Source organism: Brucepastera parasyntrophica (assembly GCF_022376835.1).
Classification (GTDB): Bacteria; Spirochaetota; Spirochaetia; order Treponematales; family Treponemataceae; genus Brucepastera; species Brucepastera parasyntrophica.
This window is the reverse complement of record NZ_CP084606.1, coordinates 182902-204861: the sequence shown is the minus strand read 5'-3', so window position 1 is coordinate 204861 and position 21960 is coordinate 182902. Positions and strand designations below refer to the sequence as shown.

Sequence of the window (21960 nt, the reverse complement as noted above, 5' to 3'; positions counted from 1 at the left end):
GGAAACGATATTTGGACAAACAAAGGGAAACAGGCTGTCGGTCCCGCTTTTATAGCGTCAAAATCCTGCCCCACTAAAGGCAGTGCTTCGAGCTGATCTCGGCTATCAGTCTTAGTCCCTCGCGGACACTTTCCTCCTGGCCGCTGTAATTCAGGCGCAGACATTTTTCTCTGTGGGGATGCTTTTTCCATGACACTTCAATATCGTCCCCTGTCTCGCGGCCATAAAAGAAGTATTCGCCGGGGACAACTACAACGCCTCTTTTTTTAAGTTCAGCGTATAACTCCCTGGCCGACACGGCAAGGTCGGGAAGGTACAGCCATAAAAAAAGCGACCCTTCGCAGCGGTGGAGCCTGTAATTTTTGCCTTCCCAGAATTCATGCACCCAGTTCTGGGCCCTGAGTGCTTTTTCCCGGTAAAACGGACGGACAACCGTATCCGCCAGGGTTTTCAGCTCACCATGTCTGATCAGGTCTTCAGCGAGAACCTGGCCGAGAGAACCAGAGGCGAGCGCAGCTATGGAATTGAGCGCGGAAACAGCGGAAATAATCTTTTTATCAGCAAGCAGTATACCTGTCCTCAGCGACGGCAGACCTATTTTGAGAGACTCATTGAAAGAATGATATGCCGGTCCCAATACGGAGCGAATGTGTTTCCCGGTGATGTTTCCGGAAAAATAATATTCGGGAAAGGCATGCCGTAGGCATTGTCAATCAGCAATGGTATATCATATTTTCCGGCAAGAGCGGAAAGCTCGCGGATTTCAGCGTCTGTAAGAACATTTCCGGTCGGGTTTGTCGGCCGGGAAACGCAGATCGCGCCTACTTCCGGATGCAGGGACAGATATTCAGAGACAAGGGGCAGATCAAGGTAATATTTAAACGAATGAGACCCCTCATGTTCAACTCTGGCAGGAAGCGTAACAAAGGTGTCCGTGCATATCCCCTGATCGGCATAACCTATATATTCGGGTACAAGCGGAAAGAGTATGGTTCTGCGCTCGGGATATTCTCCGGAAAAAAGATTAAAAAGATAAAAAAAGCGGTCTGGCTTCCGTTTGTTATTGCAATATTTTCACGGTGAATATCCCACCCGTATTCAGTGCGGAAAAAATGCACAAGAGCGTCGATAAATGATATTCTTCCCTGAGGAGCGTCATATTTGCTTATTGCGTCTTCAAAGGCATCCCTGTCGGAAAGGAGCTTTTCCATTTCGCGTCTGTATGCACTTTCAACTTCAGTAATGCGCGCGGGGTTTCCGCCTCCCAGCATGTAGGGAGTTACGCCGGCAGGAAGCGGCCTTCCAAGATCATCCATTAACTGCAGGATACCGGAATCGCTGGTAAGTTTTTTTCCGAATGAAGACAATTTCATATAATTGAGTATAACATTAAGCCGGTACTTTATGCAAAGTACCGGCTTAATAAAATGCCGTTTTTATTCGCGGCAAGGGTTACTACTCCGCTGCAGAACAGCGGGGTATTTTATTGCATATCCTGGTCTGAACAGTGAATTAGCGCCGACTCGTTTCTTTCATCTTCCTGAACCGGATTTACGGGAATAGGCGGGGCCTTTTTGATCCTCAGAACCAGTTTATCATTTTTAAGATCCACTTTTACTGCGTCACCGGGCGACAGTTTGCCGGAAATAATGCAGACTGACATGGGGTCTTCAATTTCGTGCTGTATCAGCCGCCTCATGGGTCGCGCGCCGAATTCAGGCTCATAACCGTTCCTGATCAGATAGTCGCGCGCCTTCGGACGAAGCGAGACTGTAATATTCTGCTCCTGCAAACGGCTTTCAAGTTCGGAAAACTGGATGTCGAGAATTGAGGAAATTTCGTCCTTGTTAAGGGCGTTGAATACCACAATATCATCAACGCGGTTAATAAATTCCGGGCTGAAAATCCGCCTGAGTTCACTGAGGGCATTGGTGCGTATATGCTGGTAATCCAGCACCCCGTCTTCACCGGTATTAAAACCAAGTTTGTTTCCGCTCGAAATCATCCGGACCCCGGCGTTACTGGTCATTATAATAACCGTATTCCTGAAATTGACCGTATGGCCAAGGTTATCCTTCAGTTCGCCTTCTTCAAGGACCTGCAGCAGCAGATTGAAAACATCGGGATGGGCCTTTTCTATTTCATCAAGCAGAATAACCGAATAGGGATTTCTGCGGATCTTTTCCGTTAAGACACCGCCTTCCTCGAACCCGATATATCCCGGGGGAGCCCCTACAAGCCGGGAAGCGTTATGCTTCTCCATATAGTCGCTCATATCGATTCTCACAAGAGACTCTTCCTTGCCAAAAAGGAAGTTTGCAAGGGTTTTCGCAAGCAGGGTTTTACCGACGCCGGTCGGTCCGAGAAAAATAAAGGAACCGAGGGGTCTGCGGGTCGAGGAAATTCCTGCCCTCGCCCTTCGTATTGCGCCTGAAACCGTTTTTATGGCGTCATCCTGGCCAACGACCGTTTTATGCAGTTCCTTTTCAAGATTCATCAGTCTGATCGACTCGGACTCGCTCAGGGATGTAACCGGAATGCCGGTCATAACTGAAATAACCGAACAAATGTCATTGGCGGTAACCGTCGCATAAGGAACCTGTTCGGGGTTTTGCCATTTTTTCCTGATTTCATCAACTTCCTGCCGGAGCCGCCGGACTTCATCCCTTACAAGGGCCGCCCGCTCATAATTCTGGGTCCTGACAAGTTCTTTTTTCTCATCGCTGAGTTCAGCTATACGCGTTTCCAGCGTAATCAGCTCGGCCGGACGGATATCGGTTTCGATTTTTTTCATCGCACCGGCTTCATCAAGGACATCTATTGCCTTATCAGGAAAAAATCTGTCGGTCAGATACCGGTTGGACAAATCCACAATCGTTTTCAGGCTTTCTTCGGTATATGAAACGTGATGATGGGTTTCATACCCGCCCTTAATGCCTTCGAGTATTGCATGGGTCTGCTCGGGATCGGTTTCCTGTACCAGAACGGTCTGGAAACGCCGTTCGAGGGCAGCGTCCTTTTCAAGATATTTGCGGTATTCACTGAGGGTTGTGGCTCCGATACACTGCAAATCGCCCCTTGCGAGCGCCGGTTTGAGCATATTTGAAGCGTCTATTGCGCCTTCCGCACCGCCCGCGCCTATCAATGTATGAAGCTCATCGATAAAGAGGATAATATCACTGGCTTCGGCAATTTCCTTCATTATCCGTTTGAGGCGTTCTTCAAATTCTCCGCGGTATTTTGTTCCCGCGATTACTGAGGCCAGATCAAGCACAAGAAGCCGTTTGCCCACGAGATTCCCGGGAACATGCTCGGCGATAATGCGTTCGGCAAGCCCTTCGACAATTGCCGTTTTGCCTACGCCTGGTTCACCGATTAACACCGGATTGTTTTTATTTCGTCTGGATAATATCTGGATTACCCGGTTTATTTCTTTTTTCCGTCCTATGACCGGATCAAGCAGACCTTCCCTGCTCATTGCGGTCAGGTCTCTGCTGAATTCCTGCAAAAGACTCGCACCCCTGATTCCGGACTGGCCCTCAGATGAGTTCTTTTTGGGTCTTGCTGCGGACGCTATATCCCTCGAAACCGTTATATCCTGAATAACATGACGTATTTCGTCAATTGTTATCTGCTCCTGGGTGAAAAAATTACTTGTAATACTCTGGTTTTCCCGGATACAGGCAAGCAGAATATGTTCGGTTCCTATATAATCATGACGCAGGGTACGGGCTTCAATTGAAGCTATATCCAGCATACTTCTGAGACGCCGTGACGGGGGAATTTCACCAATAATGGTGGTCCCAAGGCGGGGTTTTATGCTCTGTTCAAGCTGGAGCTGGAGGGAAACAATATTAACTTTTAACTTTTGCAGAACGGTAAAACCGGTCCCGTCAGCAGACTTTATCAGAGCAAGCAGGACATGTTCCGGAAGGAGTTCATCGGAACCTGAACGGGCGGCTTCTTCCTGACTCAGTATTGTTAACAGCTTTTGTGCGCGCTGTGAAAGTCCTTTAAACACTATCTATTTTCTCCTTTCGCATATATCGGCATTTTTCAGTACTTCCTGTATAACCATAGCACGCAACCGATTCATGCGCAATTCATCTGTTTGAATATCTTCTTCTAACATAATACTTTTATTCTGGATTACAAAACTGATATGTCCGTTCCTTATCCTGAACAGTAATGCTGTGAGTGCGCTATGAGTTACACCGGTAATTAAACCGAGACTGAGACCTAACTTTATATCCTGGAGCAATTCTATTGACTCCTGTAATGATAAAAACCGAGCATACTTCGCGGTTACAATTGCGCGGTAAGAAATATCTTCCAAAATGGTTGGTTTGACTGCTAAAAGCTCATTCCGGCTTTCACGTTCAAGAGCCACAATTTTTTTGATTGCTTCTTCAATTTCCGCAAGCTGGGAATCAATATCTCCGGACGCGCAGGAAGAGTTGCAAAACTGGTACAGGGAGCCGAGGGATTCGTCCTGTTTTTCCCCGTAATAGCCATGAATTATAAAGCCCTGCGCCAGATATTCACGGATAACTCTGTCAATAAATCCGCTTATATGCAATCCCTGCAGGCTGAGAAAAACCGAGGTTTTCATGCCGCTTCCGACTCCGGAAAGCGCTGAAGTTAAATAACCAAAACCTTCGGCCGAGCTGAATTGAAGGTTTTTCTGCAATTCATTTTCAAAATCAAGGGCCGTTCTTATGCAGAATGGTACCGCCAGACCGGCGGAAACCGCCGCAAAACGGATATGGTCTTCGATATTGACTGTCATGGACAATATACTGTCGTTCCGTATTATAACGCCCTTCCAGTATTCGGCGCCGATTTCAGTGTTAATTATGCCTCTTTCGGAAAGGATTCTCCGCCCAAGGGTGTCAACATTTGAAAGCTGAATCAGCTGATATTGATCCGAATTCTGCAGATTATTTACCACATCAAACACAACTGAAAGTACATTTTCAGCTTCATCAGCCTTGAGCGCAATGGGGAATGCGAAACTTTCAAGATTGCGCGCAAACCGTATACGGGTGGAAAGAACTACATCATTATCAGGGCCTTCTTCAGTATACCAGGCGTCCGTGGGCGGGGCGGAACCGTTCATGGCTCAACTCCGAGGCTTTTCAGTCTGTCCCTGAAATAGGCGGCCATTTCATAATCTTCCTGCTGTATGGCCTTTGCCAGTTCTTTTTTCAGATTATTCGGATTATTATGCCTGGTATAAACCTTTTTTGTTTTTTCCGGCAGGGGGCCGGTATACGAGATTTCTATTCCTTCTCCCCGCAAAAGGCTGATTATTTCGGTTCTGAAAAAACTGTAACAGGAAGAACAGCCCGCTTTTCTGAATTTCTTTATATCGGAAAAGCTGAAGCAGCAGTCGGGGCAAACGTCCTGTCCGGTATTTATCTGCGCGTCTTTTTTATTTAATATATTCGAAAAAAGATTACTCAGGGACAGATCGCTGTGTCCGTTTTGCTGGGTGAATCCTCTTTCTTTTGCACATACATCACACAAATGCAGCTCAATTGTCGAGCCTTTTGAAACCTGCTGGACAAACATCACAGCCGGCCGTGTTCTGCAAATATCACATTTCATTTAAAATTTCCTGAATGTTTCCAGCGGTTTCTCCTGCCCTGCGCGGTAAGCCGGAATTATTGAAACGAAAACAGACAGCAGCAAGGTTCCCGCCGAAATCAAAAATAATTCATTCAATTGCAGCGTTACCGGTATTTCCTCAAGATAAAACGCCGGATCAAGCAAGTGAATTTCCATATTTTTCAGCATAACGCCTTGATTTGCCGGGGTCAACAAAATATTTATAAAATTACTGATAAAATTGATTATTTTTTCAATAATCTGGAAAATTCCGTTAATATGTATTGCACAGAAGACTCCAACCGGTATCCCGGCAAGAAGCCCTCCAAGGCCAGTAAAAAAACCCGCAAGCAAAAACGCGAATGTTATTGATCCGGGAGAAGCCCCCATACTTTTCAGGATTGCTATTTCCTTCCTTCGTTCCATGACAAGCATGATAAGGGCCGCGGAAATATTTACAGAGGCAACAAAAACAATTAAAAACATGATAAAAAGAAGGAGTGTTTTTGTCGTTGAAAATGAATGAAACTGCGAACGGTTCAGTTCTCTCCAGGTATAAACAACCTGGGCTTTTGGCACGGACAGGACAAGCGAATTGCGGAGCGGATTAAGGTCCGCAAAGGCATTATTTGTGCTTATATTAATGAATGTGGATGAATTATCAGCCGGAAGTATCCGGTATCCGGTTTCAAAGGGAATAAAAACCCATAAAGAATCAAGTTCCTGATAACCTGAAGAAACTATTGCCTTCAGTCTGAATGTAGTAAAACGGGGTACAACAGTACCGTTTGAACCGTTTCTCATGGTCACAATTCTGAAGGTGTCCCCTACTTCTATGCCAAGATCGGAAGCTATTTTTTCTCCGAGAAAAGCGTCATTGGGATTTTCAAATACCGGGGTACCGGCTACTGTCAGCAACAGGCCGGATACCTTGGGGTTTCCGCTTATAAAATCGGTCTCTACGGCCCGAATGGTACCTCCGCTCCGGCCGTTTTTTCCTATAACAAGTCCGATCCCCTGCCTTTCAGGCCAGGCTCCGGTTATAGTCCCGGAAATATCGTTTTCAGAGATATCCCGGGTTGTTTTCTGTAATTCGTCAGCCGTTTCCGAAGGATCAGGATACATAACAACCCTCAGATGTGAAGAAGATAGTTCAATAATACGCGCTGAAATTCCTTCAATCATACCGTTCGCAACAACAAGTACAATTATAAGAGGGACAAGACTTATTCCTATTCCGGCTATGGCCCCATACAGGCTTTTTCTGGCATTTGAAACCGACTTTTTCTTTCCGAGGCCGAGAAAATTGAATGCAAGTTTTAATGATATCTGCAGTTTCATTGTAATATCAGTTTTCCCTGCTGCAGTCGGTAACAGTTATCGGCATAGGAGGATATTCCCTGGTCATGCGTAACCAGAATTAAAGTGTTATTATACTGTGAAACAACGGAAAACAGTATATCACGTACAGTTTCGGCGTTTGACGGGTCAAGATTTCCTGTCGGTTCATCAGCCAGGACAAGCGCGGGATTGTTAACCAGCGCACGCGCAACCGCAACACGCTGTCGCTCTCCGCCTGACATCTGGGCCGGATAATGGTTCATCCGGTTTTCTAGTTTTACATCCTGAAGCAGGGTTTTTGCCCGTTCCACCGCCTGCTTTTTTTTCATTCCCGTCATATAGGCCGGAAGCATGACATTTTCCAGGGCCGTAAAATCCTTGAGAAGATAATGGAACTGAAAGACCAGCCCCAGAAAAACGCTCCGGTACTGAGTCAACGCCGTTTCATCCATCTGCTCTATCTGGTATTTGCCGGCTTTTATGGTTCCCGATGTCGGGGTATCCAGTCCGCCAATAATATTAAGAAGGGTGCTTTTACCGCAGCCTGATTCACCGTATATCATGTTTTTTGTCGACTGGAATACTTCCAGATTAAGATCATCCAGTATTTTCAGGGTTTCACCCGCATTTTCAAAATACTTGCTGACTGAATTCAATACAAGAACAGGATTATTCATAACGCAGCACCTCCGCAGGTTTCAGTTTCAGTATAGCTCTGCTCGCAGACCATGCGGCAATGGCGGCGGAAAGGACGCCGAAGAGAAAAACAAAAACGACTTCGGGCAGCAGAATCCTCGCGGGTACTTCCTGCATATAAAAATAATCGGGGCTGAACAGCGTAAACATCCCGCCGCTGTCCGAATAAAAAAGAGCGGAAAAAAAGGTATTTATGCCATTGACTACAGTTTCCGCGAGAATAAAAACATCATTGATTCTGACCGAGATTAATAAACCGGTTAAAAGACCGAGGAGACCTCCGAGCAAACCTATCGCAAGGCCGTTTATTATAAAAATATACTGGATACTGCGGGGCGCTCCGCCAAGAGCTGTAAGCACACTGATTTCTTCCCTGCGCTCATAAATGGCCCGTCTCATGCTGTTATATATATTAACAGTTACAACCACAAATATCAGTACAACCAAAAGCAGCATCACATTTTTTTCTATCTGCAGGGCGCCGAAAAAGGCCCTGTTGTACGAACGCCATGATTCAGCCTGAACATCAGGAAAGGCCTGCTGCAGGTGAAGGAGAAAGCGCCCGTCACGGTTCCTGTTTTTCAGTTTTACGCCGGCAAGTTTGTGTTCCATGTGTCCGGATAGCATCTCGCCAGCGGCGTCCGAAATATATGCAAAAGAATTATCAATTTCATAATAACCGGTGTAAAAAAGCCCGGCGACCGTATAATAGGCGTCCTCGGGAAACAGATCTGTCGACGCATCGCCGGATACTGCCACAAGCGAAACCCGGTCCCCGACTGAGACTGCGAGCTGCCTTGCCAGCTCATATCCGAGCAATATGGATTCAGGATTAGTCAGATTAAAAGACCCTGAAACTATTTTTACGGCGTCTGCAAAGCCCGGATCTTCTTTTAATATATCCGGGGAGACAGCCCTCAGTAATACTCCCGCCTGTTTGCGGTATTTTCCCTGCATCAGGGTCTGATTCTCTGTAAAAACGGTAAGTGAACGGACTTCGGGCAGATTTCTGATTTCTTCAAAATCTTCAATACTGCCCTCCAGTAAAACATGGGAGGAACTCACTTCGAGAATACTTTCTATATATCCCATCTGGAATCCGTTCATTACGGAAAGGATAACAATCAGGGCAGTAATTCCGAATGCTATTCCGAGTACCGAAAATAAACTCGTTATTGCCGAACGGCCCTTTGTATCCACAGAACCGAAACGGCCGGCAATAAAAAAAATCCATGCCCGCTCTTTATTCATCTTGTACCTTTTTTCCGTATACCATTTTCATACTCGACTATCAGTATTGGCGCATTATTTAAATATATTGTTTCAGTCCAGTCATCTTCATTCTTATAAAAATAGGAAATAACCAGTTCATCATTTCGATATATCCACTTTTCACTGACGCTGTCATCATCATTATACTTCGTAAGTGTTGTAATTGTTTCATTTTCGTCTTCTACTACTGTTTTTGCCGGCAAATGATTACCGGCGTATTCATACGAAGTTTTTTTAATTATATCTCCTTTTGTGTTTGTTTCAATAACAAAAAGCGTTTTCCCGGAAAAATCATATGCAGTTTTTATTTCACCGGCATTTGTTTTTTCAGTTTTGGTTTCAGCCTGCTGGTCTTCTCCCTCATACTCCCAGCTTATATGCCGGACAATCGAGCCGTTTTCCCAGTACGTTCCTGCAATGGGCCTGCCCAGACTATCGAACTCTTCAAGATACCAGACCTTTTCCTGGGCGATTACAACCCCGTCACTGCCAATTCGTGAAAAAACAGGATTTATGGGTTCTTCCGGGACCGCAGCTTCCGGCTCATTTACCACTTCTGGTATAATTTCAGCATCGCCGGTTTGCATAAAACAGTTTGCGAGAGAAAAAAAGAGGTATAAAAAAATACCGGCTGTTTTTTCATTATTCCTTTTTTCCGGTAAATTCGGTGAGATAGGTTTCAGTATTAAAGACATCAAAATCGGTATACTTTTCTCCGGTACCTACAAAGGCCATCGGAATTCCAAGCGTTTTTCCTATTGAAATCGCGATGCCTCCCCGGGCTGAAGAATCATATTTTGTGAGAATAATGCCGTCAACTCCTATTGCTTCATGGAAAACCTCAGCCTGCCTGAGTCCGTTTTGACCTGTAGTAGCATCCAGCACGAGAATTTTTTTATAACAATCCGTATCAGCTTTTGAAGATGCTATTCTGTCAATTTTCTGAAGCTCGCGGACAAGATTGTCCTTATTATGCAGCCTGCCCGCGGTATCGGCAATGACCAGACCGCCTCCCTGCGCGGACGCCGCCTGGGCAGCGTCAAAAACAACGGCTCCCGGATCGGAACCATGCTGGTGGGCAATAACCCTGACTCCGGTACGTTCACCATGCAATTGTAGCTGTTCAATCGCCGCAGCCCGGAAGGTATCTGCGGCGGCCAGAATGACAGGCTGCCGCATCCTGGTTTTATACCATACCCCCATTTTTGCAGCGGAAGTAGTCTTCCCCACTCCGTTTACACCGAGGAGAAGGTAAACAGAGACCTTAGTATCAGGAGGGTCAAATGAAATTTCTTTTACCATAGGGGCAAGCAGCGCTATAAGGTTATCTATTATCTGATCTTCGGACTCATTGCTTTTATAGCTTTTTTTCAGTTCGTCTACAATTTCAACGGCTGTTCTTGCGCCGATATCCCCTTCTATAAGACTGTCCGTAATATCATCAAAAAACTCATTGTTCAGCTGTTTATGAAAACCAAACAGCGCTTTCAGATTTTCAGCAAACGTTTTTTTTGCCATATATACACCTTTAATTTAAGTTTCTGATATAGAGAATTGATTAATTCCTTATATCAGAAATACTTGCAATCGGAAATAGTCAAATAATTTAAGTTATTTGACTATATACCTCATTATTGTCTTTCGGCCTTCGGGACCTTTGGTACGGTCTGGTCAGCCGCAATTAAATATCTGGTAAGCTGGATTATAAGATTGACCCCGAGTCCTACGCTGACTCCTATGGTTGCAATAGACGCAACATTCCATGCGTTAATATTATTGATAACATCATCAGTCTGGGGCAGCCGCCCTAATTCATAGGCCCTGTATTTGTCATTCCATATACCGTTCACAAGCATTGCGGGCGGCAGTGACAAATACAAAAGCCCCAGCGACCAGTATAATACATTCCGCTGTTTTTCAATCCGCTGTTCTGTTTGAATTTTATTCGGTTTTACGGACATAAAAACTTCATCGCCTTCAGCAGTATCGTTATTTTTTATTTTATCCGGATTAAAAACAAAATAAGTAACCACCTCTTTTGAAACAAGCTGGCCTATTGTAGGCAGAGAAGGCAGCGTTACAGTTTCAGGGGTTTGTCCGAAATATTCAGTATGAATATAGAGAGAAGCGGAAGAACTGCCGGTATCAACTTCGAGGACAACCAGTTCGGTTTTCTCGAGTTCAATGGAAATTGAAAAATTATCAGAACCATCAAAAACAGCCGTTTTTGTCGCGCTCTGGTAGCCGGTTGCGGAAACACTTATGGTATGCTGTCCTGAAAAAACAGTCAGGGGTTCCGAAATATCGGAAATGAGAACCCCATCAATAAAGACCCTGGCATCTTCCGGCTGGACAGACAGATGGAGCTGAACAGGATTGCGGTTTGAAATTTCAGGTACCAGCTGCCTGATCAGTGAATTAACCAGAAGTTCAACTTCATCATAGGGCGCGACTTCATAAATTTCATAAGGGAGGTCCTCCCCAAAAGCCGGTATAATCTGAACCGTAACATACATATAGCCGGCTATATCTTCGATGTGACCGGTTATCAGGGCGGAAATTCCGTTTGATATCAAATTACGGGAAAGGGTTGTATTTTCGGTCCGTTTGAATAATTCCGTTCCTGATTTCCATTTTTGCAGCGGAAGTATAATTTTCGAGTCCGGAATTTCGTCCAGCTTTTTTTTAAACTGAATATCAGCCTGCCTGATTTCCTTTTCCTTATCAGCAAGTTTTTTCTGGTTTTGTTTTTTAGTCTGCTGTTTTACAATATTGGAATCCGTTGAAAAAAAAGTTTATCGTTGTTCTGAATAATATCAGAACGTTCTCTGACAAGCCGTACGCGTTTGTCAGCCAGGTCCTGCATTTCCTGCGCATGTTGCTCAAACGCAGGAACCAGCCTTGACTGGATACCGGACAGATTCTGCATAATCATCAGGGGAATGAGAGTTGTATAACTTTTATACACGGACGGGACATTTTGCTCGGAAAACTGTTCGGCAGCGATAACCCATGAGGCTTCATCCGCCGCAAATACATTAAAACTGATAAACAGAATGAACGCAAAAAGGGAAATATATTTTTTTCCTGCAAAGGTCTTATTCTGCAAAATTCAACACCTCAAACAGTTCATCAGAAACAAGGGGCTTATGAATTACCGCGCCGGCGCCGCAGGCAAAGGCTTTCTGTGTCTGCCTTTCTTCTCCCGGTGATGACATAATTATAAACATTGTTTCCGGACTCAGGATACGGAATCGGGCAGGATCGGTAAAAAAGTACGGTTCATACAAGACATGAGTGATAAAGGTATTTTTCAGGCGGGAAGCAAGCCATTCCGCATGGTTCTCCATTCCGTCGGTGCCGGCAAGAACACAGTAATTCCTTTCGGCTAATAACGTTCTCAACTCATAAACCATAAGGGCCGATCTGCACATAACCGCTATCATAAATCCGCGTCATCCTTATCCATAACTGCTCCCTGCCACTTATTATTCAGGTATGCCTCAATAAACGGATCAATATCTCCATCCATTACAGCCTGAATATTGCCTGTTTCATGACGGGTCCGGTGATCCTTAACCATAGTATAGGGCTGAAATACATAGGAACGGATCTGGTTTCCCCAGGAAATGTCCTTTTTTTCCGCCGCAAATTTCTGGTTTTCCTGCTCTTTTTTCTCCCGGTAGTATTCGTACAGGCGAGCCTTCAGAATACTCATGGCGGTCTGCCTGTTCATAATCTGGCTTCGTTCAGTCTGGCAGGCCACAACTATACCGGTGGGCAAATGGGTAAACCGGACGGCAGAATCGGTTTTATTAACATGCTGACCGCCCGCGCCGCCGGAACGGTATGTATCGACCCGCAGGTCCTCCGGACGTATATCTATTTCTATGGAATCATCCAGAATGGGGAAAACAAAAACGGAAGTAAATGACGTATGACGCCTGGCATTTGAATCAAAGGGGCTGATTCTGACAAGCCGGTGAACGCCGGCTTCCCCTTTCAGATATCCGAAGGCGTAATCTCCCGTGATCTGATGGGTTACGGATTTTATGCCGCCTTCGGCTTCGAGCATATCAACTGTTTCAACTTTAAATCCGTGCCGTTCGGCCCAGCGTACATACATCCGCGAAAGCATCTGGGCCCAGTCGCAGGCCTCTGTTCCGCCCGCTCCGGCGTGAATAGTAATAAAGGAGCCGTTTTTATCTACCTCATCCGAAAGAAGATTCAGGATATTCAGTTTTTCATATTTTTCCTGAATTTCACTTAAGGCAGTATCAATTTCTCCTACAAGAGACTCATCCTTTGATTCTTCGGCAAGTTCATACAAAGCTTCCATGTCTTCAATCTGCTTCATTAATGATTCCCAGGGCTCAATAGTATTTTTCAGAGCCTTGATTTCCGACATAACTTTTTCAGCCTTTTTTGTATCATTCCAAAACCCGGGAGAAGCTGAAAATTCTTCTTTTTCAGCTATTTTTTCTTTTACCGCAGCCGGGTCAAAGACGCCCCCAAATTTCGGAAACCGCGTTTTTAAGATCGGTTATCGGTGTTTTGTATTCTTCAAGTATCATAAAAGTATCCTCCCGGCACTTATTTTCCGGCCTGACCCGGTTTTCTGCCGGCCGGCCGAGGCACAGGCGGCTTTATAACTATACGCTTCCATTTTTTCTGTGAAAGCACGGTAACGGCAAAGGCTCCGTCAATGGGAAACTGGTAAATCCGTATTGAATCATAATAATCGGTCACACGGTCAATATCATTCTTAACCTTTGCGAGAATTTGTTCCGATATTAAAGATGACTCCCAGCATGCGCGCTGAACCTTTTCAAAGCCATAAGCAGCGAGGACTTCAGCCAATTCGCGGGCAGACCCTTCGTTTCCGGGGTCCAAAACTACTGAAACAAACATATCTTAGCATAAGGGAAAGAAATTATCTTGTCAAATCATCAATTAACTGACAAAATAGAATATAGGGGATTTTTTTCATGAAAAAACCATTTTCCATGCTTTTTCTGCTTTTTCTGCTTACCGGAGCCGTTATGGCCCAGGAGACCGAAGATAATGAGCGGACAGTTCCGCCTCCCCCGATTGTATCCGAGCTTCACGCTGTTGTTTCAGGTGACTCGGTCACTCTGACATGGAAAGCCGCCCCCGACATACATGGGGAGAATATCATTTTACGGTCAAACCGGCCCATAACGGCGGCAAATTATACTGCAACCGACAGGAGAGGTTCCGTCCCGACATCAATGACGACTTTTTATGAAAGCATCGAATTCGGCAAAGAATACTATTACGCTGTTCTGACCAGGGATTCGGAAGGCGTATTTTATGATTTTTTTCTGCCGGCCAGCAATTCGATGCTTGTAGCGGTAACAGCGGAAAGCGGTACGGATCAGGCGGAAAAGGCCGCTATTTCAGCATTTAATGTCATGCTGCGGAACGACGCGGTAATAATTACATGGACCAGCTCGCCCAAGGGAAAAAACCTTGTTCTGTACCGTTCAACCTCAGCCTTTACCGGAATTAACAGTCTGGTTCCGGCAATTGTAATCTCGTCCTTTAAGGACACCGGAACACCCTATATTGACTATCCTGTGCCCGGGGTCCCTTATTATTACGCAATTCTGGATGAGGATGATCTGAGCGCAGGTTCCGTTCAGTTTATACCGGACCAGAATACCAGCAGATATACGGTGGAAGTACCGGCTTCTTTTGCGCGTGTACAAAGGAACGTTCTTCCCGTACTCAGGCCGATGCCCCTTCCCTGGCTGAACCCGAGCGGTGCCATTGACTATGGCGCCGCCACATTCCCGGCCGGAACGGAAAAGATGATCCAGAACCTGACAAAAAATACACCGGCCAGGAAATCGGCCCCCATGATACCCTATATTTTTGCATCCGATAAAAATGCTTCGGGCAGCGGCGAGGAATTTCTTTTAAAGGGAATTATTGACGCAACCTTTCCGGATGGTTTATGGGACAAGGCTATGACGGATCTGAACGAGTTTATGTCAATACGCCGTTCTGCCGCCGCAACCGCCCGCGTCCACTTTTATCTGGGTGAAGCATATTATTTTTCAGGGAAGTACCGTGAAGCGCTTCTGGAATTCCTGCTCGCGCAGGATCAGTACTATAATCAGTCAAGGGAGTGGATTCAGTATACCCTTGAGCAGATAGTCATAACAGTAAAATAAGGGGATACCGGTCCTCTTGGTCCGGCTTATTTCATATCTCCGGTTAATCGCCGGAGATTTTTTATTCTGTTATTTTGTCCCTGAAATCCCGGTAGAGCACTTCTTTCCAGTTTTCCCTTTCAAAAATAGAATCCTGCAGATGATAGAATTTCGAATTCGGTTCAAGGCATGTTGCGCCCTGATAATATGAGGGATTGGAATATCCTTCAGTGAACAGATAAATCCCGCTGTTTTTCTCGGCTTTCAAATCCTTTCCGGTAAAAGGATTGACCGGATCAGAAAACAGATCGCTTACAGCGAGCAGCGGCACATCACCATTAGTCATAAAGGTGTTATCTTCTGTAATTTCCCCTTTTCCCGCGAAGTCCTTAAAAAGAAGTATCGGATTATACGGGAGAACATGGTTGTTCTGAAATGATGAAAAATGGGGATTCGTTATCTGGGTTTCACCATGATCCGATACAATAATAATCCGGGTATTGTCCCAGACATTGTTTTCACGCAGATAATCAAACCATTTTACAAGCAGGATATATGAGGCAGTATTTACATGGTATGATTTAAATGAGCGGGTATTGCTGAAAAAGTCCGGGCCTTTATCAGTTGTTTCCTCTTCAACAGTGTATCCGGGATACTGGAGAAACGCGGGTTCATGGGTCAGTTCGTTTACCATCATGGTAAAGGTATCTCCGCTGTCCGAAAATCCGGTAATTTCCGGCAGATAATACAGTGCAGCATAACTGTCAAGCGTTTTGACGGGAACATTTTTTCCTTCGGAAAAATCTTCTGAACTCCAGTATTTTCCGTCCTGATAAATAAAATCCCTCAGACTGAATGGAGAGGTTAGCAGTACGGAAAACACAAGCAGGTTCCGCTGCAGCGCGTCTTCAGTCTGTATATCCTGAACATATTCGGATACGCCAAGAACATTCCGGGCATAATAGGATGTATAAGAACCCATAATGTTTTTAGCCTGCATTCCCCTTGCAATAAAAAAATCAGGATCCATTATCCACGTATAATTCACAAGAGGCATATTCGTCAGCATAATGGAATAATCATTCCGCATGAATAGTTCAGGCAAAACCAGAAGGGCTTCATTATGTTTGTCCACCATTTTTTCGGTATTTCTTTTGTTTAATTCATACGGGGAGTATTCATAGCCGCCCCATATAGGAGGAGTTCCGAAAATCGTGTTATGAAAAAAAGAAGCTGTATTCGGGTAATAGGTGAAGCCGTCAAAAGCGTCACGGTATTCAGGGTTTTTCTCCAGAAAAAGAGGAAAATATGAGCCGACGGCTCCGTCCAGCATAATTACAAAAACATTATTTCCGTTCCGGCTTAATGTAAAGACAGTCTCAAGGCTATCGGGATCTCTGCTTTTTCCGGAAGCTGTCTGTTCCGCGGGTGTTGTCTTCAGAACAGAATTGATATGTATTGTTTTTGAACCTATCAGTACTGCCGAACTCGCGATGCACAGGGCAAGCAGTACGGGCAGCGGCTTTATTTTTCCTGTTTTAATACTCAGAAAAACAAGTACAAAAACAGCAAAACAGACTCCGATATTTATCAGCTGCGGCGCGATACCGGTATTTAAACTCCTGGTATTCTTGAATTCCAGCATAGAAGATATGGTTCCGTAATTTCCCTGGAAAAAGAAAAAATTCAGAAAGGCGCAAAAAGCAAGCGCCGGAAACAGAATCCCCATAATCTTTTTTGCCCTGCCTGAAAACAGAAAATACAAATATACAGGCCAGAATACGCATAATCCCAGGGCCTGAAAAGCAGGATTCACAAGCAGGGAAAAAGGAGAACCGGAAGAACTGATCAGCGCAAATTCCTGCGGGTCTGATGCAACCAGATTAAAGGGAATCACCATACCGAGCAGTATCCATAATCCCGCGCATGAAAGAAAAAAAACAGTCCGGAATGTTTTATTATCAGTGACGGAAGAAAACCATTTTTTCGCAATATATTTTGCAAAACGTATATAAAGCGGAATCCCGGCATACAGAAAGAATACAAGTACCGCGAGCGTTTTATTTCTCAGCGCCCGCTTCGGCGCGTTATACCTTATAAAAAGTACATAAATCATAAAAACAGCAAGAAGCGTGCAGCCCAGAATATAAACAATCTTTCCGGGATTTTTCAATTTCATCAGTATATTTTTTACCAGTGAAAAAATATTATTGAGTGTCCAGTACAGAACAAGGGCTGACGGTGAATTATACAGAATAACCAGAAAAAGCAGAGACATCAGATATAACTGTATTTTATCTTTGAACGGGAATCCCCTGCTGTATACAACACCTGCTATGAGATTGATCACTGTCATCAGAATCGGAAGAATATTGATTGAAAATCCGCCCACGGAAAACAGGGCGTCAGGCATACTCAGATCATTGATAAAAAACAGTGGCTTCCCCTGAAGGCCGTCAAGGTGTGACAGGAAAGAATAGGCCGCGATAAAAAAAGGAACCTGAATCAGAATACTGATTGAACTCCGCAGGGCCATAATTGGATGGTAATGATTCTCCCGGTAATACATTGAAAGAATCATATACTGCTCGTCACCCTTAAAACATTTTTTTATGCTGGCTACCCGCTTAGCGAGTTTGCTCTGGATGTCCCGTTCTTTTTTCTGGAGCGCCTCTGCCTTTGTATACAGCGGAAGACAAAACAGATTTACAGTAATACTTACACCGGCGATTGCGATACCAACATTACTATTGAATACCCAGATGAAAATCATATAAATGATTTCAATAATCAGTTTTATCGGATAAATGATTATATCAAAAACTATCATGAGTGAATGCGCTCCCGGATTTCAAGAAGATATTCCGTGACCCTGTCACCGCTCTGCCCTGCATACTGCCAGGCCTGATCCCTTGCCTGCCTCCGGATATCCGCGCGTTCGGAATCCTGGACGCTTTCTGTAATTATCTGTTTGATATCTGCAAGGCAGGATTCATCCAGCTCCCGCGCAAGTTTTTTCAGAATTTCAAAACGCCAGGGCATATGGTCCAGGTCGCTGGCGTCATACATCTCGATATTGAAAAAACTGTTGTTGTATAAAACGGGCCTGTCAAAAAGAAATGTATAGTCGAAAATAATGCCGGAAAAATCAGAAAGCATTACATCGGCCCGGGCCAGGGAATTAAGATTTTCAGGTGAAAAATCCCATTCGATATTCCGGTATCCGTCATACCTCTGGCTGAGTCTGTCGATCATATCTTTTTCCGCTGTCAGGGACTGGGGATGAGGACGGAGCAGAATATGCCAGCCCGTCTCCGCAAGAGGATCCAGGAGTTTTTCTCCGAATGCCTGAAGCAGCGAACCGGGACCCCACGACGGAGAAACAAGTACGGTAAATGGTTTGCTTTCAATCGGCGGCAATGTCTTTTTTTTCTGTCCAAGTACATCGAGATAGGTACAGCCCACAACCGGCAGTTCCTTTTTTGGCGTATCCCTGATATTTTCAAGGGTCCTGATATCTTCGGCCTGATAGTCTCCGCTCAGGAGCACTGAATCAAACCAGTCTATACCGAAAAGACGGTAACAGGTGGCATCACCTGTATCATGAAGCATATGAGCGTAATGTCTGACGCCTTTCGAGCGCTTCAGCTGATAAACTTCCAGGCCCGGTGTTGTCATGAGGCATATATCGGCCTCAAGAAAATTAAGCCGCGCAAAAGCCTTGTTTCCCTTCCCTATGAATTCCCCTGATATGTATTCATAAGATTCAGTAAAAAAAGGATCATTTTCAGCTGATGTCAGATAGGCAGCCGCAATTTTTTTTCTTTCCAGCGATTCCAGTACAGGCTTAAAGTTATTCCAGTACTGGATGCCTTCATTATAAATTACAATGGAATGTTCTTTTTTGACAGCCGACGTATTCCTTCCTGTAATGAGGAATTTGAGCTTTATAAAAAAAGCCCTTGCCAGAAAATACAGTGTCGCGAGCAGGCCTATCAGAATGGAAAAGAGCATACTCCCTGTGCCGGGATCAATATATAAAAACATGTATGCTCCGGTTTTTTCCGGCAATCAGACGGATGGTATCTGCGTTTTTGGCTTTTTTACTCATGCAGCTTCCCTGTTTGAATCACAAAAACGTATTATATGCGGTATCACTTTGTTGATTTAAACACAGGCTATTCAAGTGATAAATTTATTCGTGGAGAGGATTAATACCCCGCCTCTCTGCGGCGTTTTTTATAAAAAGTCTATACAAATTTTAGTTTGTACTGGCTCTATGGTATTAGACCTAAGACCAATTCCACGGGAGAACGAGTTATCCCACCGCAGAGCAGCGGGATATTTTATTCTTTCATAGTTTGTTTTTTTTTGCAAGGCTCCGCCCAATGCTCTATTTTTCAAATCAGGCAGCCTCGGATTCCTGATTTGATTCTTACAGCCGATCCCGGTATTTTCCGGGATCGTGTGTCTGAAATAATACGATACGATGGCGCATCGTATTATTATCATCCGGGTTATGCAATCCATGCGGCAAAGTCCGGAATACTACAAAAAGGATATGCTGTAGTGTGACAACCAAAAGCATATCCTTTTTAATTCATATCGATTGCTATCGTTCTATTTTTATTCCGGACTTCAGTGCCTCAAGGCGACGGCTCAGGCTTTCTTCAGTCTTCGGATCTTCCATTGAAAGATAGATCGTATACCGGATATCCGGATGCGGATTTTCCGCGGAAACAAGCGCGCCGACCGATCCGGTATTTTCCTTTGTCGCAATTCCCGGTGTGCCGTCAAAGGGATATTTCGCGCGGACTATATCTTCCCAGTCTTCGGCCGATTTTGTACCGAGCCGGGAATCGGGCCTTAGAACCTTATAAAAGACGACATAATCCCTCCCCCTGATATCACGCTGAATATTAATTTTAGTAACGCCGAAAACGACCGCATCATCTATTCTGGAATAGCCGGGCGCAATAAACAGCTGGGAATTTCCGGTCCAATCAAAACATCAGAGTTTATGGAAAAAGATTGTTCCGGAAAACTGAAGCTGACAGTTTTAGCTGTATCCTGCCAGTCAAAGGTAAAATCCTGCAGAAAATCGGGAACTGATTCGTCTTCACCGGATACAAAATCTTCCCATTCATCAAAAGTCGCCGCATAGGCAACATGGGTATGGTCACATAATTTCTCGATATCCCACTGATAGATTTTCATCAGATCAGAAGACTGGATATTCATAATAACCGCCGGCCCGTTCGGGAGCGGAAGAATATACATAAGCAGAACCTTGTCATCAAAGCCGATTACCCAGTGGACCTTTTTCCAGTCGCGTCCCTGACTGTCCCTGTATTCGCCGACCGATGCGGGGTCACCGAAAGAAAGGACCCGGTACTTGTGATTGCCCCACAGGGTACGGTCCGTCCGGATAGTTTCCAGTATAAGATCCATTATGTATTTTGGATCATTGTTGATCTTCGATACCGGGACAGACTTTGGACTTTTAATTTTAATAATATTGAATCCTGAGACAGTTGCCTGCGAAAGCCTTCCGTCATCCGGCAGATTATAATTCGATACTTTCAAATCTGAAAGCGTCCACTGATTGTCATTTTTATCGACAAAATCAAGTTCAGGAAAATCCGAATACAGGGTCGCGTCCAGCAGATACAAATTGTTGGGCCCGGTAAGATATTCCGGCGCAGATGCAAACAGCTTTTCCATGTAATTGGAATAGGCTTTATCATAGGAATCAGCCAGAGTTTTCCGGACCGCCCGATATCCCGCCGGCAGCGGAACCTCCGTCTCAAATACTTCAGTTATGCTATCGGGCAGAATAAGATGCCCGTATGTATTTCTCTGGCGGTAATCAAGTGTGTTTTCCTTAACCCCCAGAACGACTTCAGTCGGAACAGAATACAGGATATTGTCACGAAGCCCGATTACCACGCCGACCACCCTTCCGTCTTCGGTAACCAGCGGTCCGCCGGAATTTCCGGGATTCCCGTCAGCGGATGATTTTAACAGCTGCCAGCGGCCTGATTCATTTTCAGGAACAGTGCCCAGAATAAGCCCGTTTCTTACAATAATCCCCTCGCCAAGAGCGTTTCCTATACTGAAAACAGCGGTTCCAGGAACAGTTTTTTCTTCAAATTTGAAAAAATTACTGAATGTTTTATTTTTAACGGTAAATATAAGAAAATCCCTTTCATTTGATCCGCTGACAATAGTATCAATTTCGCTGACATTACCGTCGGAATCCCGGATAAAATACTTGTCAAATACCAGACTTTCGCTGCCGAGGTTTATTACATGAAAGGCAGTTACAAGCTCGGTTTTGGAAATCGCAAAAGCCGTTCCAATAGAGTAATATTCATCAGACCTGATAGCATAGGGAATAACGCTCCAGTCAAGTTCCTTTTCATATACGGTAGGATCATCTTTCGGTTTTTCCACCAATACCTCAAAAACCGCGGTCCGTACCAGATCCATAACCTTTGGCGGAAGCCCCGCGGAATTCTGCGCGGGAGCGGACGCACATGAAAGAACAAGGACGCTGCCCAAAACCACCAGAAACAATAAAATTGAGACATTTCTTTTCATAACCTACAGTATACAATGCTTTCTCATTAATCACAATTATATACCGCCCGTTTCCGAAGAAAAATCTTTATTCATTATTTCCTGTTATTTTTAAAATACGGATGCAGGAGCCAGCCGGATTATTTCCGGTTTTCCGCAAAAAACAAGCTGAACAGAGCGCTTTCCGGATAACCGTTGTTTAAAAGGATGCTCCGAGCAGGATTAATATCCGGCTGTCTTTAATGGTAAAACCAGGGCTCATATGTTTTATTGTTATTCA

20 protein-coding genes are annotated in these 21960 nt (G+C 44.7%); 1 reads left to right on the top strand and 19 read right to left on the bottom strand.

The annotated features are described in order from the left end of the window. Positions 1-73: 73 nt before the first annotated feature. The 16 genes from K7I13_RS00940 to cas2 form a co-directional block, all read right to left on the bottom strand. Entirely contained in the window at positions 74-637 is a 564-nt protein-coding gene (locus K7I13_RS00940) for a hypothetical protein (RefSeq protein ID WP_255947258.1), read from the bottom strand. Continuing rightward, positions 595-816 (bottom strand): aminotransferase class I/II-fold pyridoxal phosphate-dependent enzyme, encoded by a 222-nt coding sequence (locus tag K7I13_RS00935; RefSeq protein WP_255949388.1) that lies wholly within the window; start codon positions 814-816, stop codon positions 595-597. Before K7I13_RS00935 ends, K7I13_RS00940 begins: the two co-directional genes overlap by 43 nt. Positions 817-959: 143 nt before the next feature. Continuing rightward, a complete protein-coding gene (locus tag K7I13_RS00930) occupies positions 960-1373 on the bottom strand; it encodes a hypothetical protein (protein WP_255947257.1) in 414 nt (137 codons plus the stop codon). A gap of 110 nt (positions 1374-1483) precedes the next feature. Next, on the bottom strand, positions 1484-4021 hold the full coding sequence (locus K7I13_RS00925) for an ATP-dependent Clp protease ATP-binding subunit (protein WP_255947256.1): 2538 nt from the start codon (positions 4019-4021) through the stop codon (positions 1484-1486). A 3-nt stretch (positions 4022-4024) separates the two neighbouring features. Beyond that, entirely contained in the window at positions 4025-5119 is a 1095-nt protein-coding gene (locus tag K7I13_RS00920) for a hypothetical protein (protein ID WP_255947255.1), read from the bottom strand. Further along, positions 5116-5610 carry a UvrB/UvrC motif-containing protein gene (locus K7I13_RS00915; protein ID WP_255947254.1) on the bottom strand — a complete coding sequence of 165 codons (495 nt, stop codon included), beginning with the start codon at positions 5608-5610 and terminating at the stop codon, positions 5116-5118. Before K7I13_RS00915 ends, K7I13_RS00920 begins: the two co-directional genes overlap by 4 nt. Further along, a complete protein-coding gene (locus K7I13_RS00910; RefSeq protein ID WP_255947252.1) occupies positions 5611-6951 on the bottom strand; it encodes an ABC transporter permease in 1341 nt (446 codons plus the stop codon). It abuts the gene before it with no gap. Then, positions 6948-7628: an ABC transporter ATP-binding protein gene (locus K7I13_RS00905; protein ID WP_255947250.1), complete on the bottom strand. Its 681-nt coding sequence runs from the start codon at positions 7626-7628 to the stop codon at positions 6948-6950. The genes K7I13_RS00910 and K7I13_RS00905 overlap by 4 nt, the downstream gene beginning before the upstream one ends. After that, positions 7621-8898, bottom strand: coding sequence for an ABC transporter permease (locus K7I13_RS00900; RefSeq protein WP_255947249.1), 1278 nt, complete (start codon positions 8896-8898; stop codon positions 7621-7623). Before K7I13_RS00900 ends, K7I13_RS00905 begins: the two co-directional genes overlap by 8 nt. Then, positions 8895-9506 carry a hypothetical protein gene (locus K7I13_RS00895; protein WP_255947248.1) on the bottom strand — a complete coding sequence of 204 codons (612 nt, stop codon included), beginning with the start codon at positions 9504-9506 and terminating at the stop codon, positions 8895-8897. The genes K7I13_RS00900 and K7I13_RS00895 overlap by 4 nt, the downstream gene beginning before the upstream one ends. A 55-nt stretch (positions 9507-9561) precedes the next feature. After that, positions 9562-10437, bottom strand: a complete 876-nt coding sequence (ftsY, locus tag K7I13_RS00890; RefSeq protein ID WP_255947247.1) for a signal recognition particle-docking protein FtsY — start codon at positions 10435-10437, stop codon at positions 9562-9564. A 113-nt stretch (positions 10438-10550) separates the two neighbouring features. Next, entirely contained in the window at positions 10551-11435 is an 885-nt protein-coding gene (locus tag K7I13_RS00885) for a DUF8525 domain-containing protein (RefSeq protein WP_255947246.1), read from the bottom strand. A gap of 248 nt (positions 11436-11683) precedes the next feature. Continuing rightward, entirely contained in the window at positions 11684-12028 is a 345-nt protein-coding gene (locus K7I13_RS00880; protein WP_255947245.1) for a hypothetical protein, read from the bottom strand. After that, positions 12018-12365 carry a hypothetical protein gene (locus K7I13_RS00875; RefSeq protein WP_255947244.1) on the bottom strand — a complete coding sequence of 116 codons (348 nt, stop codon included), beginning with the start codon at positions 12363-12365 and terminating at the stop codon, positions 12018-12020. The genes K7I13_RS00880 and K7I13_RS00875 overlap by 11 nt, the downstream gene beginning before the upstream one ends. Continuing rightward, positions 12362-13493, bottom strand: a protein-coding gene (prfB, locus tag K7I13_RS00870) for a peptide chain release factor 2 (protein ID WP_255947243.1) whose coding sequence is annotated in 2 segments (ribosomal slippage) — positions 12362-13420 and positions 13422-13493 — 1131 coding nt in all. Because the reading frame shifts where the segments join, the coding sequence is not laid out codon by codon here. Before prfB ends, K7I13_RS00875 begins: the two co-directional genes overlap by 4 nt. Before the next feature lie 19 nt (positions 13494-13512). Then, on the bottom strand, positions 13513-13830 hold the full coding sequence (gene cas2 / locus K7I13_RS00865; RefSeq protein WP_255947242.1) for a CRISPR-associated endonuclease Cas2: 318 nt from the start codon (positions 13828-13830) through the stop codon (positions 13513-13515). A gap of 77 nt (positions 13831-13907) precedes the next feature. Between cas2 and K7I13_RS00860 the strand changes: the two genes are divergently transcribed. Next, positions 13908-15119 carry a hypothetical protein gene (locus K7I13_RS00860; protein WP_255947240.1) on the top strand — a complete coding sequence of 404 codons (1212 nt, stop codon included), beginning with the start codon at positions 13908-13910 and terminating at the stop codon, positions 15117-15119. 61 nt (positions 15120-15180) lie between these two features. On the opposite strand, the gene K7I13_RS00855 is transcribed toward K7I13_RS00860, so the two are convergent. From K7I13_RS00855 to K7I13_RS00845, 3 genes are all read right to left on the bottom strand, one after another. Next, entirely contained in the window at positions 15181-17928 is a 2748-nt protein-coding gene (locus tag K7I13_RS00855) for a membrane protein insertase YidC (RefSeq protein WP_255947238.1), read from the bottom strand. Next, positions 17925-19145, bottom strand: coding sequence for a CDP-glycerol glycerophosphotransferase family protein (locus K7I13_RS00850; RefSeq protein WP_255947236.1), 1221 nt, complete (start codon positions 19143-19145; stop codon positions 17925-17927). Before K7I13_RS00850 ends, K7I13_RS00855 begins: the two co-directional genes overlap by 4 nt. A gap of 906 nt (positions 19146-20051) precedes the next feature. Next, positions 20052-21701, bottom strand: a complete 1650-nt coding sequence (locus K7I13_RS00845; protein WP_255947234.1) for a S1 family peptidase — start codon at positions 21699-21701, stop codon at positions 20052-20054. Positions 21702-21960: the final 259 nt, after the last annotated feature.